Source organism: Aeromicrobium terrae, assembly GCF_008039565.1.
Lineage (GTDB): Bacteria > Actinomycetota > Actinomycetes > Propionibacteriales > Nocardioidaceae > Aeromicrobium > Aeromicrobium terrae.
The window spans coordinates 558975-572329 of the sequence record NZ_VDUX01000001.1 but is presented as its reverse complement, the minus strand read 5'-3'; the positions used below and the strand labels follow the sequence as shown (position 1 = coordinate 572329).

Here is a 13355-nt window from a genome sequence, read left to right as displayed (position 1 = left end):
GGAATGTTTCTGTCGGAGCCCCTGGCTACGATTGACACGGGCCGATCCCTGGCCCCGTCCCGCCCGAAACCGACCGCCAGAGCAGGGGATTCAGTGACCGACCGCCTCGTCGTGCGCGGCGCCCGCGAGCACAACCTCAAGGACGTCTCGATCGACCTCCCGCGCGACTCGCTCATCGTCTTCACCGGGCTGTCCGGGTCCGGCAAGTCGTCCCTGGCGTTCGACACGATCTTCGCCGAGGGCCAGCGCCGCTACGTCGAGTCGCTGTCCGCCTACGCGCGCCAGTTCCTCGGCCAGATGGACAAGCCCGACGTCGACTTCATCGAGGGCCTGTCGCCCGCGGTCTCGATCGACCAGAAGTCCACGTCCCGCAACCCGCGGTCCACGGTCGGCACCATCACCGAGGTCTACGACTACCTCCGCCTGCTCTACGCCCGCGCCGGCCGCGCCCACTGCCCGGTCTGCGGCGAGCCCATCACCCGGCAGACGCCGCAGCAGATCGTCGACCGCATCCTCACCATGCCCGAGGGCGCCCGCTTCCAGGTGCTGGCGCCGGTCATCCGCGGCCGCAAGGGCGAGTACGGCGAGCTGTTTCGTCAGCTGCAGTCGCAGGGCTTCAGCCGTGCGCTCGTCGACGGCGAGGCGCACAACCTTGCCGACGAGCCGCCGAAGCTGGCCAAGCAGAAGAAGCACACCATCGACGTCGTCGTCGACCGCCTCCAGGTCAAGGAGTCGATGAAGCAGCGGCTCACCGAGTCCGTCGAGACCGCGCTCAACCTGGCCGACGGCCTGGTCATCGCCGACTTCGTCGACCTCCCCGACGACGACCCGCAGCGCACGCGCCGGTTCTCCGAGAAGCTGGCCTGCCCCAACGACCATCCGCTGGCCGTCGACGAGCTCGAGCCGCGCTCGTTCTCGTTCAACGCCCCGTTCGGCGCCTGCCCGGAGTGCCACGGTCTCGGCACGCGCATGGAGGTCGACCCCGAGCTGGTCGTCCCCGACCCGTCCAAGTCGCTCAACGAGGGCGCCATCACGCCGTGGGCGTCGGCGCACGTCTCGGACTACTTCTCCCGGCTGATCGAGGCGCTCGGCGACGAGCTCGGCTTCAGTGCCGACCAGCCGTACGAGTCGTTGTCCGAGGACGTCCGGACCGCCCTGATGCACGGGCACCCCACCAAGGTCCACGTCCGCTACAAGAACCGCTACGGCCGCCTGCGCTCGTACTACACGATGTTCGATGGCGCCGTGAGCTACCTCGAGCGCCGTCACACCGAGACCGAGTCCGAGACGAGCCGTGAGCGGCTCGAGGGCTTCATGCGCGAGGTCCCGTGCCCGGTGTGCAACGGCACGCGCCTCAAGCCGGTCATCCTCGCCGTCCAGCTCAACAACGAGCGGCTCGGCGCCAAGAACATCGCCGAGGTGGCTGCCCTGTCCATCGCGGAGGCGGCCGACTACCTCTCCGACCTGGAGATGACCGATCGCGAGCGCCAGATCGGCGAGCGGGTGCTCAAGGAGATCCACGAGCGCCTGCGCTTCCTGCTCGACGTCGGCCTCGACTACCTCAGCCTCGACCGCGCGGCCGGCTCCCTGTCCGGCGGCGAGGCCCAGCGCATCCGCCTGGCCACGCAGATCGGCGCCGGACTCGTCGGCGTCCTCTACGTCCTCGACGAGCCGTCCATCGGCCTGCACCAGCGCGACAACCACCGGCTCATCGAGACGCTGGTCCGCCTGCGCGACCTCGGCAACACCCTGATCGTCGTCGAGCACGACGAGGACACCATCCGCACCAGCGACTGGGTCGTCGACATCGGCCCGGGCGCAGGTGAGCACGGCGGCCAGGTCATCGTGTCCGGCCCGGTCGACGAGCTGCTGAGCAGCGACGACTCTCTCACCGGCCGCTACCTGTCCGGCCGCGAGTCCATCCCGGTGCCCGCCGTGCGGCGTCCGCGGGAGAAGGGTCGCGAGGTCACGGTGCACGGGGCCCGCGAGCACAACCTGCAGAACATCGACGTCACGTTCCCGCTCGGCCAGTTCGTCGCCGTCACAGGCGTGTCCGGCTCCGGCAAGTCCACGCTGGTCAACGACATCCTCTACACGTCCTTGGCGCGGCAGATCTACGGCGCCCGCACCATCCCCGGCCGCCATCGCAGCCTGAGCGGCGTGGAGGAGGTCGACAAGGTCATCCACGTCGACCAGTCGCCGATCGGCCGCACCCCGCGGTCCAACCCGGCCACGTACACCGGCGTCTGGGACCACGTGCGCAAGCTGTTCGCGCAGACCCCCGAGGCCAAGATGCGCGGCTACCAGCAGGGCCGGTTCTCGTTCAACGTCAAGGGCGGTCGCTGCGAGGCGTGCGCCGGCGACGGCACGATCAAGATCGAGATGAACTTCCTGCCGGACGTCTACGTCCCGTGCGAGGTCTGCCACGGCACGCGCTACAACCGCGAGACGCTCGAGGTCCACTACAAGGGCAAGACGGTCGCCGACGTCCTCGACATGCCGATCGAGGAGGCCGTCGACTTCTTCGCGGCCATCCCGGCCATCGCCCGTCACCTCAAGACGCTCGTGGAGGTCGGCCTCGGCTACGTCCGGCTCGGCCAGCCGGCGCCCACGCTGTCCGGCGGCGAGGCGCAGCGCGTCAAGCTCGCGTCGGAGCTGCAGAAGCGGTCCACCGGCCGCACGGTCTACGTGCTCGACGAGCCCACCACCGGCCTGCACTTCGAGGACATCCGCAAGCTGCTCGGCGTGCTCGGCCGCCTGGTCGACACCGGCAACACCGTGATCGTCATCGAGCACAACCTCGACGTCATCAAGACGGCCGACTGGGTCATCGACATGGGACCTGAGGGCGGCAGCGGAGGAGGCCTGCTGGTGGCCGAGGGCACGCCCGAGGACATCGCCACCCATCCCACGAGCCACACCGGGCGGTTCCTCGCTCCTGTCCTGGCCGGGGAACTGGTCACCTCGTAGAGTCGTTGAACCGGTAACGATCCTCCCGAGGGAAGGGACCAGCATGGCCGGCTCCATCACTGACCAGACCACTCGTCGTGCCGTGATCGGAGGTGCCGCAGCCGTGGGGGCAGGGGCGGTCCTGGCCGCCTGCGGGGCCGGATCCGACAGCGGCTCCACGTCGGACCCGACCGACGCGGGCTCGACCGGCGGCGACACTGGCGGTAGCGCCGGCGACGCGCTCGCCAAGACGTCGGACATCCCGGTCGGCGGCGGCAAGATCTTCCCCAACCAGAAGGTCGTCGTCACCCAGCCCGCCGAGGGCGAGTTCAAGGCGTTCAGCGCCGTGTGCACCCACCAGGGCTGCATCGTCGCGGCCGTCGTGAAGGACACCATCGAGTGCAACTGCCACGGCAGCCGCTACTCCGCCGAGGACGGCTCCGTGAAGAAGGGACCGGCGCCGGCACCGCTGGCGCCCAAGAAGGTCACGGTCGAGGGCACCGAGATCGTCCTCGGCTGATCACTCCACGGTGCGCGCCGTCTGCGCGAGCTCCTCGGGATCCGTGTGCCTCTGGCGTCCGGGGAGCAGCACGGCACACACCAGGCCCGCCACCAGGGCCCCGATGAAGACGGCCATGAGGCTGCGGTGCTCGGAGACGACGTCCGACCGGCTCCCGCCGACGTCGAGCAGCAGGCTCATGACCGCGACGCCGACGATGCCGCCCAGGTAGCGCATCGTGGAGCTCACGCCCGCGGCCATGCCCGCCAGAGCGGGCTCGACGGCGTTCATCGACGCCGTCTGCGCCGGCGGTGACGTGAGCCCGAGGCCGATGCCGAGCAGGATCATCGGGATCCGCAGCTGGTCCGACGACGTGAGATCGATCCGGGCGAGGTCGGCGACGCCGAGCAGGCCCACCACCGAACCGGCGATCGCGACGGCCTTCGGCCCCACCCGGTCCGCGAGACGGCCGGCGACGGGGGAGACCACGACCATCGCCAGCATCATCGAGACCAGCAGCCGGCCGGTCTCGCGCGCGTCGAGGTCGAACAGGTCCCCGGCGACGAGCGGCAGCTCGAAGATCAGGGCGTACATCGCCAGGTTCTGCAGCGCGATGAGGAACGCGCCGGCGGCGAAGGGGACCGAGCGGAACAGCGAGAAGGCGATGACCGGGTCGGGGACACGGCGCTCCCACAGCACGAACGGGACGAGCAGCGCGACGCCGATGGCGACGAGGACCGCGAGGTGACCGCCGTCCGGCCGGAGCCCGAGGATGATCGCCGACAGGCCACCCGCCAGGAGCGCGGTGCCGACCCAGTCGTACCGAGCCTCCGAGCCGCGCTCCGGGACGGCCGGGGTGCCGGCGAGCACACTCAGGCCCACGGAGATCGCCAGGACGGGCAGGTTGGCGGCGAACACGCTGGGCCACTCGAACCACTCGACGAGCTCGCCACCCACGACGGGCCCCAGCGCCGCGCTCAGGGCCATCGTCGCCCCGAACAGGCCGAAGGCCCGGCCCCGGCGCTCCGGCGGCAGGGCGTGCCGCATCAGCGCCATCGTCGACGGGACCAGGGTCGCACTGCCCGCCCCCATCAGGATCCGCGCGACGATCAGCATCCACACGCCTGTCGCGAGGAAGCCGACGAGCGCGCCGATCGCGACGAGCAGCTGCCCGGCCATCACCATCCGGGCGTGCCCGATGCGGTCACCGAGCTTGCCGGCCGGGCTCTGGAGCACGACGGCGGCGATCAGGTAGCTGGTCACGAGGCCCTGGGTCACCAGCGCGGGGTCGCGGTGGAACTCGTCGCTGATGTCCGGCAGCGCGACCGCGATCATGGTCGAGTTCAGCGGCATGAGCGTCGCCGCCAGCCCGGCCGCGACCAGCCGCATGCCCGCCTTGGGGTCGGTCGCCTGGTCAGGCACGGGTGATCGGACGTCGTTGCAGGAGGTACAGGTCGTCGCCGCGGAAGGCGAACTCGATGTCGTGGTCGGTGGAGCCGAAGACCTCGTCGCACGTGGTCGCGAGAGCGTCGAGGGCCGCGAGGCGGGCCTCGTCCAGGCAGAAGACGTCCACCAGGTCCGCGCGCACCGGGACCTCCTCGGTGGGCTCTGGCCCGGTGCGGGTGGGCCGGACGGCGATGTCCTTGTCGCCCAGCGTCCGCTCGAGCTCCTGGCCGCCGCGCGCGACGCGATAGCTGTCCGGCGTGACCAGGCCCGAGACGACGGCCTCGCCCAGCCCCCACGTCGCCTCGATCACGCGCTCGTCGGCGCCGGTGACGGGGTTGCGCGTGAAGAGCACGCCGGCGGCGTCCGCGTCGATCAGCGACTGAAGGACGACGGCCATCCGGGCGGTGAGGTCGAGCCCCATCTGGGCGCGGTAGCTCACGGCGCCGGCGTTCTGGCCGGACCGCCGGACGGCGCAGATCGCCGCGACGATCGCCTCAGGCCCCTGCACGCCGAGCACGCTCAGGTGGGCGCCGGCGAAGCTGGCGTCGGCGGAGTCCTCGTCGAGCGCGCTCGAGCGCACGGCGGACCGGCCGACCTCGGCGGCCGCCGCGGCGATCTCCGCGAGCGCTGCAGCGTCCTCGCTGACGACGGCCTCGACGGCGTCGGACGAGAGGGCGTACCCACCCGGCACCGGCAGTCCGGCGCGGATGGCGGCACCGAGCTGTGCGGCCTTTCCCCCGTAGACCTCGGCGTCGGTCGCCTCGGCGAGCTTCGTGATCATCGACGTCAGGACGTCCCGAGGAGGTGGACCTCGCCGGTCGCGCCGTCGACACGCACGCGGGCTCCGTCCGGGATGGTGGTGGTGGCGTCGCGGGTCCCGACCACCCCGGGGATCCCGTACTCGCGGGCCACGATGGCGGCGTGGCTCAGCTGGCCGCCGCGGTCGGTGACGATCGCGCCGAGCAGCGGGAGCACGACGTTGAAGTACGGCGACGTGTTGCGGGTGACCAGCACGTCGCCCTGCTGGATCTTCCCGAACTCCGCGGAGCCGGTGACGAGACGCGCGGTGCCCTCGTACGTGCCGTCGTTGACCGACAGACCGTGGAGGACGGTCTCGCTGTTCGCCTCCTCGGACGTCGCGAACAGCGTCATCAGCATGATGTTCGTCGCGTTCGCCGCTCGCCGCGCCTTCGCCGGCAGGAGATCGACCGGCGGCGGCTCCGGAGGCATGGCGTTCAGGAACGGCGGGGCGTCGGCGACCGTCTTGGTGGTGCGCCACTCGTGGTGCGCCGCTGCCTCGTCGGCCGAGGGTCCGGTGCCGTCGCGGAGCAGCGAGACGAGCTCGTCGTACGTCAGGTCGGGAGCGTGCTCCGGCGTCCGGAGCAGACCGCGCTCCGCCAGCCGTCGGCCGACCTCGAGGACGGCGCGGCGCGCGATACCGGTGGCCCAGCCGTCGGAGAACACGCCTCGCTCGTCCCGGATCCGGTTTGTGAAGCGCGCCTCGGCGAGCAGCTCGTCGAACTGCGCCTGGTGCTCGGCCGGGACCTTGGCGCGAAGCGCCGCCACCGCCGCATCGTCCAGGGTGGACGCCGTCGGGCCCGCGGCTGCCGCGAGCATGGCCCCGGCGAGCAGCTCCGGCATCTCGCCGGCGTTCACGTCGCCGACGTCGTAGCCGACCGATCGGTGCTGCACCGCCTCGACGTAGGCGCGGACGGCCGACCCGACGTCGGGGTCCTCCGACAGAGTCGCGATCGCCTCGGCCGGCGGGCCGGAACGCAGCCGCTCGGCGGCCTGCGGGTTGGCGGCGAGCGCCTCGCCGACCTTGCCCAGCTCTTCAGCGGCGAAGCCGTTCGAGATCGGCGAGGATCCCTGGAGCAGCCGGCACACCTCGCCCGGGTGGGCCCCGGTCCACGCGACGGTGTGCGCCAGGAAGTCGCCGATGGGGACGATGGCCGTGGCGGTGTACTTGTGGTGCTGGCCCACCATCGCGATGGCGTGGTCCCGGCACTCGGCCAGGTGGTCCACCAGGGCGTCGTCGGACAGCGCGGTGACGTCGATCATCTGGAGCGCGAGGTGCTTCTCGATCGCCGCCGGCTTGTCGACGGTGTCCCAGGTCTCGAGGTCCTTGCGCCACTGCTTCTCCGCGAACGCACGGTCCGACTGAGCGATCCGCGCTCGCATCTTCGGGTGCAGGCGGGTGAGCAGCCAGAGGACGGGGGCGGGCGGGGGCTTCATGGCGCCCTCGGGCGCCATGAAGGGCGCCGGCTGCATGTAGATGAAGTCGTGCGAGATGGCGGGCTTGAGGTGGTCGAGCAGCAGGCCGTACCGGGCGGTGCCGGACGAGAACCCCTTCACGAAACCGTCGGCGTAGGTCTCCCCGGCGAACCGGGAGACCGGACGTGAGAAGTGCGTGGTCTCGAGCTCCCACGGACCCTTGCCGGGCGCAACAAACTCCGGATTCATCAATGCTCCGTTCGTCCCCCGTTCACCGTAGGTCTCGGTGGCGGCGCACGTCCACAGAACGAGGACTTCGGTGTCCGACATCACCCGTAGGCTGGAACGGTGGCAGATCCCTCGACGTACCGGCCGGCTCCGGGGGAGATCCCTACCGGTCCGGGGGTCTACCGCTTCCGTGACGCCGCCGGGCGCGTCATCTACGTCGGCAAGGCCAAGTCGCTGCGCAGCCGGCTGAACTCCTACTTCGCCGATCCCGCCGGTCTGCACCCCCGCACCCACCAGATGGTCATGTCGGCCGCCCGGGTCGACTGGACGGTCGTCGACACCGAGGTCGAGGCCCTCCAGCTCGAGTACACCTGGATCAAGGAGTTCGACCCGCGGTTCAACATCAAGTACCGCGACGACAAGTCGTATCCCTGGCTCGCCGTCACCGTCGGCGAGGAGTACCCGCGGGTCATGGTCATGCGCGGGGCACAGCGCAAGGGCGTGCGGTACTTCGGCCCGTACGGCCACGCGTGGGCCATCCGCGACACCGTCGACACGTTGCTCCGCGTCTTCCCGATGCGGTCGTGCAGCGCCGGGGTCTTCCGCCGGTCCAAGGCCATCGGCCGGCCCTGTCTGCTCGGCGACATCGGCAAGTGCGCAGCCCCGTGCGTCGGGCGGGTGTCCGCCGAGGAGCACCGCGAGATCGTCGACGACTTCCTGGCGTTCATGGGTGGGCAGACGGCCGGGTTCACCAAGCGCATCCAGCAGCGCATGAAGGAGGCGTCCGACGCGCAGGAGTACGAGCTCGCCGCCAAGCTGCGCGACGACCTCGGCGCCCTGAACCGGGTGCTGGAGAAGCAGACGGTCGTCCTCGGCGACGGCACCGACGCCGACGTCTTCGGATTCGAGATCGACCCGCTCGAGGTGGCGGTGCAGATCTTCTCGGTGCGGGGCGGGCGCATTCGTGGCCAGCGCGGCTGGGTGGCCGACCGCGCCGACGACGCCGACGTCCCCGAGCTGGTGCAGCGCGCCCTCATCACGCTCTACGGCGAGTCCGCGCCTCAGGCGGTGCCGCGGCAGGTCCTGGTGCCGGAGCTGCCCGCCGACGTCGGCGCCGTCACCGAGCTGCTCTCGGAGCTGCACGACGGGCCGGTGACCATCCGGGTGCCGAAGCGCGGCGACAAGCGCCGGCTGCTGGAGACGGTCAGCTCCAACGCGCACCAGGTCATGGCCCGGCACAAGCTCAAGCGCGCCGGCGACCTCACGGCACGGAGCCAGGCGCTGGAGGAGCTGCAGGTGGCGCTCGACCTGCCCGAGGCGCCGCTGCGCATCGAGTGCTACGACGTCTCCAACCTCCAGGGCACCGAGATCGTCGCGTCGATGGTGGTCTTCGAGGACGGCCTGCCGCGCAAGTCCGAGTACCGCCGCTTCACCATCCGCCATGAGGGCCAGAGCGACGTCGCGGCCATGCACGAGGTCATCACCCGACGGCTCGAGCGGCTGCTGAAGGCGCGCGCCGAGGGTGCGGACGAGATGGGTGTGGACCCCGAGACCGGCAAGCCCAAGAAGTTCGCGTACGCGCCGTCGTTGATCGTCGTCGACGGCGGACCCCCGCAGGTCGCTGCGGCCCAGCAGGCCATGGACGAGCTGGGCGTCAAGGACATCGCCCTCTGCGGCCTGGCCAAGCGGCTCGAAGAGGTGTGGGTGCCCGACGACGTCGACCCCGTCATCCTGCCGCGCACCAGCGAGGGTCTGTACCTCCTGCAGCGCGTCCGCGACGAGGCGCACCGGTTCGCCATCGCGCACCACCGCCAACGGCGGGCCAAGGCCATGACCGGCAGCGCGCTCGACGACATCGCCGGCCTCGGCCCCACCCGCCGCCGCGCGCTGCTCAAGACGTTCGGCTCGGTGAAGAAGCTGCGAGCCGCTACGGCCGAGGAGATCGCCACCGTGCACGGAGTGGGCCCCGCTACGGCAGAATCCATCGTGGCGGCGCTGGCCGGCGACGCCCCGGCGCCGGCGGTGAACACGGCCACCGGAGAGATCTTGGAGGACTGAATGGCAGAGCTGACCCGGCTCGTCCTGGTCACCGGCATGACGGGGGCCGGCCGTGGCACGGCGGCCAAGGGCCTGGAGAAGCTCGGCTACTACGTCATCGACAACCTGCCGCCGGAGCTGCTCGTCTCCACCGTCGACACCGTGGAGCGGTTCGGCAGCACCGACAAGCTCGCCGTCGTCGTCGACGCCCGCTCCGGTCCGTTCTTCGCCGTCCTCGTCGACGTCCTGGAGAAGCTGCGGTCGCTCGGGAAGCACGCACAGATCCTCTTCCTGGAGGCGGCCGACGACGTCCTCGTCCGGCGACAGGAGGCCGCCCGGCGGCCGCACCCGCTCAGCCGCGAGGGCCGCCTGATGGACGGCTTCACGCGTGAGCGCGACCTCCTGCGCACCCTCCGCGGCCGCGCCGACATCGTCATCGACACCACCAACCTCAACGTCCACCAGCTCGGGCAGCAGGTGCAGGCGGCCTTCGAGGACGCCGACAGCGAGGGCCTGCGCGCGTCGGTGATGTCGTTCGGGTTCAAGTACGGCATCCCCATCGACGCCGACATGGTGGCCGACCTGCGCTTCCTGCCCAACCCACACTGGGTCGACGACCTGCGCCCGCTCAGCGGCCTGGACGAGCCGGTCCGCGACTACGTGCGCAAGCAGCCGCGGGCCGAGGAGTTCCTGGACCGCTACGAGGGTCTCGTCGCGCTGCTCACGGACGGCTTCCTCCACGAGGACAAGCACTTCCTCACCATCGCCCTGGGGTGCACGGGCGGTCGCCACCGCAGCGTCGCGATGGCCGAGGCGTTCGCCGAGCGTCTGCGGGCCCACGACGTCCGGACGCTGGTCGTCCACCGCGACTTGGGCAAGGAGTAGCGGTGAGCGTGAAGGTGGCGGCTCTCGGGGGCGGCCACGGGCTCGCCGCCAGCCTCTCGGCCCTCCGGCTCCTGGAGACCGACCTCACCGGCATCGTCACGGTGGCGGACAACGGCGGCTCGTCCGGCCGGCTGCGCGAGGAGCTCGGCATCCTGCCGCCGGGCGACCTCCGCATGGCCCTGGCGGCGCTGTGCTCCGACGACGACTGGGGCCGCACCTGGGCGCGCGTGCTGCAGCACCGCTTCGTCGGCGGGGGGTCGCTGCACGACCACGCGGCCGGCAACCTGCTCATCGCCGCGATCTGGGACCTGCTCGGCGACCACGTCGAGGGCCTCGACCTGGTCGGCGAGCTGCTCGGCGCGCGCGGGCGCGTGCTGCCGATGGCGGCCGTGCCGCTCGACATCGAGGCCGACGTCCACCTGCGCTCCGCGCCGGACCGCATCTCCGTCGTCCGCGGCCAGGTGCAGGTCGCCGGCGTCGACGGCCAGGTGGTGGCCGTGCGCCTCGACCCGCTCGACCCACCCGCGTGCCCGGAGGCCGTCGAGGCCGTGCTCGACGCCGACTGGGTGGTGATCGGCCCGGGCTCCTGGTTCACCAGCATCATGCCTACGCTCCTGGTGCCGCAGCTGCGCGACGCCCTGATCAGCACCAGGGCCCGACGCGCTCTCGTCCTCAACCTCCAGGAGCAGGTGGGTGAGACCGAGGGGCTATCGCCCACGGATCATCTCGAGGTGCTGTCGGCCCACGCGCCGGCGCTGAACATCGACGTGGTGGTCGCCGACACGTCGGTGACCGACTCGCGGGGTACTCTCGCCGGCGTCGCCCGGGAGCTCGGTGCGCGGCTGGTGACGGCCGACGTCGCCACCGGCCCCGGGTCCGACCAGCACGACCCGCGCCGTCTGGCGGACGCGTTCCGGCCTATTCTCGACAGCACCTTGTGAGGTGGCCATACAGTGACACTGAGCACCGCACGACCGTTCGAGGAGCACCGCTGATGGCCATGACGGCACAGGTCAAGTCCGAGCTGTCGAGCACGGTCATCACCAAGTCGTGCTGCCGCAAGGCCGAGGTCTCCTCGATCCTGCGGTTCGCCGGGGGACTGCACATCGTCGCCGGCAAGATCGTCGTCGAGGCCGAGCTCGACACCGGCGCCGCCGCCCGTCGGCTCCGCAAGGACATCGCCGAGGTCTACGGCCACGAGAGCGAGGTCGTCGTCATGCAGGGCAGCGGCCTGCGCAAGGGCACGCACTACGTCGTCCGCGTCGCGCGCGACGGCGAGGCCCTCGCCCGCCAGACCGGTCTCGTCGACTCCGGCGGTCGTCCCGTGCGTGGCCTGCCGCCACAAGTCGTCTCCGGTGCGTCGTGCGACGCGGTGGCGGCCTGGCGCGGCACCTTCCTGGCTCACGGCTCGCTCACCGAGCCCGGCCGGTCCTCGTCGCTGGAGGTCAGCTGTCCCGGTCCCGAAGCCGCCCTGGCGCTCGTCGGTGCCGCTCGCCGCCTCGGCATCAGCGCCAAGGCGCGCGAGGTCCGCGGCGTCGACCGCGTCGTCATCCGCGACGGCGAGGCCATCGGCGCGCTGCTGACCCGGCTCGGCGCCCACGAGTCCCTGCTGGCCTGGGAGGAGCGCCGCATGCGGCGTGAGGTCCGAGCCACCGCCAACCGGCTCGCGAACTTCGACGACGCCAACCTGCGCCGGTCGGCGCGGGCCGCGGTCGCCGCCGGTGCCCGCGCGCAGCGTGCGCTGGAGATCCTCGGCGAGGAGGTGCCCGACCACCTGAAGATGGCCGGCACCCTGCGCGTCGAGCACCGTCAGGCCAGCCTGGAGGAGCTCGGGCAGCTGCACGACCCGCCGCTCACCAAGGACGCGATCGCCGGCCGGATCCGCCGGCTCCTGGCCATGGCCGACAAGCGTGCCGAGGAGCTCGGCATCCCGGACACCGAGGCCAGCCGCCCGGACGACTGGGAGGAGCCGGCCGCGGACGAAGCGGCTACTGGTTCGTAACAGAACCGGGGCGTCGGGGAGGTGCACCCACTCGATAGGCTGGGACCTCAGACCCGTCGACCTGCAGGAGCATCTCCGCCGTGACCGTTCGCGTAGGCATCAATGGATTCGGCCGCATCGGCCGCAACTTCTTCCGAGCGGCTCGTGCCGCCGGCGCAGACATCGAGATCGTGGCCGTCAACGACCTGACGGACAACGCGACGCTCGCCCACCTGCTCAAGTACGACTCGATCCTCGGCCGTCTCGACGCCGAGGTCAGCCACGACGCCGGCTCGATCACCGTCGGCGACGCGAAGATCGTCGCCTTCGAGGAGCGCGACCCGGCCAAGCTCGACTGGGCCTCGGTCGGCGCGGACGTCGTCGTCGAGTCCACCGGCTTCTTCACCGACGCCACCAAGGCCTCGGCGCACGTCGAGGGCGGCGCGAAGAAGGTCATCATCTCCGCCCCGGCGAAGAACGAGGACGTCACGGTCGTCATGGGCGTGAACCACGACCAGTACGACGCCTCGGCGCACACGATCATCTCCAACGCGTCGTGCACCACCAACTGCCTCGCCCCGCTCGCCAAGGTCCTCAACGACGGCCTCGGCATCGAGAAGGGCCTGATGACCACCATCCACGCGTACACGCAGGACCAGAACCTGCAGGACGCCCCGCACAGCGACCTGCGTCGCGCCCGCGCCGCCGCGGTGAACCTGGTGCCCACGTCCACCGGCGCCGCCAAGGCCATCGGTCTGGTGCTCCCGGAGCTCAAGGGCAAGCTCGACGGCTACGCGGTGCGCGTGCCGGTGCCCACCGGCTCGGCCACGGACCTCACCGTCACGGTGGGTCGCGAGACCAGCGTCGACGAGGTCAACGAGCTGTTCCAGGCCGCGGCCGAGGGGCCGCTGGCCGGCTACCTCACCTACAACGTCGACCCGATCGTGTCGTCCGACATCGTCACCGACCCGGCGTCGTGCATCTACGACTCGCCGCTCACCAAGGTCATCGGCGACCAGGTCAAGGTCGTCGGCTGGTACGACAACGAGTGGGGCTACTCCAACCGCCTCGTCGACCTGGTGAACCACGTCGGCGCCTCGCTCTGAGCGCCGCCGC

Annotated in this window: 10 protein-coding genes; 7 read left to right on the top strand and 3 right to left on the bottom strand. The window is 71.2% G+C overall.

Translation table 11 applies throughout. The annotated features are described in order from the left end of the window. Positions 1-93: 93 nt before the first annotated feature. Together uvrA and FHP06_RS02820 are read left to right on the top strand one after the other, a co-directional pair. The gene (gene uvrA, locus FHP06_RS02825) at positions 94-2970 is read left to right on the top strand and encodes an excinuclease ABC subunit UvrA (RefSeq protein WP_147683546.1); all 2877 of its coding nucleotides are present in this window, start codon (positions 94-96) and stop codon (positions 2968-2970) included. Between the two features lie 43 nt (positions 2971-3013). Beyond that, positions 3014-3469: a Rieske (2Fe-2S) protein gene (locus tag FHP06_RS02820; protein WP_147683544.1), complete on the top strand. Its 456-nt coding sequence runs from the start codon at positions 3014-3016 to the stop codon at positions 3467-3469. Here the strand turns inward: FHP06_RS02820 and FHP06_RS02815 are convergent, their stop codons facing one another. From FHP06_RS02815 to FHP06_RS02805, 3 genes are read right to left on the bottom strand one after another with little or no spacing between them, the layout of a single operon-like run. Next, positions 3470-4870, bottom strand: a complete 1401-nt coding sequence (locus tag FHP06_RS02815; RefSeq protein WP_147683542.1) for an MFS transporter — start codon at positions 4868-4870, stop codon at positions 3470-3472. After that, a complete protein-coding gene (locus FHP06_RS02810) occupies positions 4863-5675 on the bottom strand; it encodes a PEP/pyruvate-binding domain-containing protein (protein ID WP_147683540.1) in 813 nt (270 codons plus the stop codon). The genes FHP06_RS02815 and FHP06_RS02810 overlap by 8 nt, the downstream gene beginning before the upstream one ends. Before the next feature lie 5 nt (positions 5676-5680). Next, positions 5681-7357, bottom strand: a complete 1677-nt coding sequence (locus tag FHP06_RS02805) for a PEP-utilizing enzyme (protein ID WP_187271748.1) — start codon at positions 7355-7357, stop codon at positions 5681-5683. A 99-nt stretch (positions 7358-7456) separates the two neighbouring features. Between FHP06_RS02805 and uvrC the strand changes: the two genes are divergently transcribed. From uvrC to gap, 5 genes are all read left to right on the top strand, one after another. Continuing rightward, positions 7457-9394, top strand: coding sequence for an excinuclease ABC subunit UvrC (uvrC, locus tag FHP06_RS02800; protein ID WP_147683536.1), 1938 nt, complete (start codon positions 7457-7459; stop codon positions 9392-9394). Then, complete coding sequence (rapZ, locus tag FHP06_RS02795; RefSeq protein WP_147683535.1) at positions 9395-10258, top strand: RNase adapter RapZ; 864 nt, start codon at positions 9395-9397, stop codon at positions 10256-10258. A 2-nt stretch (positions 10259-10260) separates the two neighbouring features. Then, positions 10261-11199: a gluconeogenesis factor YvcK family protein gene (locus tag FHP06_RS02790; protein WP_147683533.1), complete on the top strand. Its 939-nt coding sequence runs from the start codon at positions 10261-10263 to the stop codon at positions 11197-11199. A 53-nt stretch (positions 11200-11252) separates the two neighbouring features. Beyond that, positions 11253-12260 carry a DNA-binding protein WhiA gene (gene whiA / locus FHP06_RS02785; RefSeq protein WP_147683531.1) on the top strand — a complete coding sequence of 336 codons (1008 nt, stop codon included), beginning with the start codon at positions 11253-11255 and terminating at the stop codon, positions 12258-12260. 80 nt (positions 12261-12340) lie between these two features. Next, positions 12341-13345 carry a type I glyceraldehyde-3-phosphate dehydrogenase gene (gap, locus tag FHP06_RS02780; protein ID WP_147683529.1) on the top strand — a complete coding sequence of 335 codons (1005 nt, stop codon included), beginning with the start codon at positions 12341-12343 and terminating at the stop codon, positions 13343-13345. Positions 13346-13355 lie beyond the last annotated feature (10 nt).

Coding starts and splice junctions, on each gene's coding strand:
- rapZ (WP_147683535.1), top strand. CDS start 9,395: ATGGCAGAGCTGACCCGGCTCGTCCTGGTCACCGGCATGACGGGGGCC.
- whiA (WP_147683531.1), top strand. CDS start 11,253: ATGGCCATGACGGCACAGGTCAAGTCCGAGCTGTCGAGCACGGTCATC.
- FHP06_RS02820 (WP_147683544.1), top strand. CDS start 3,014: ATGGCCGGCTCCATCACTGACCAGACCACTCGTCGTGCCGTGATCGGA.
- FHP06_RS02805 (WP_187271748.1), bottom strand. CDS start 7,357: ATGAATCCGGAGTTTGTTGCGCCCGGCAAGGGTCCGTGGGAGCTCGAG.
- FHP06_RS02810 (WP_147683540.1), bottom strand. CDS start 5,675: ATGATCACGAAGCTCGCCGAGGCGACCGACGCCGAGGTCTACGGGGGA.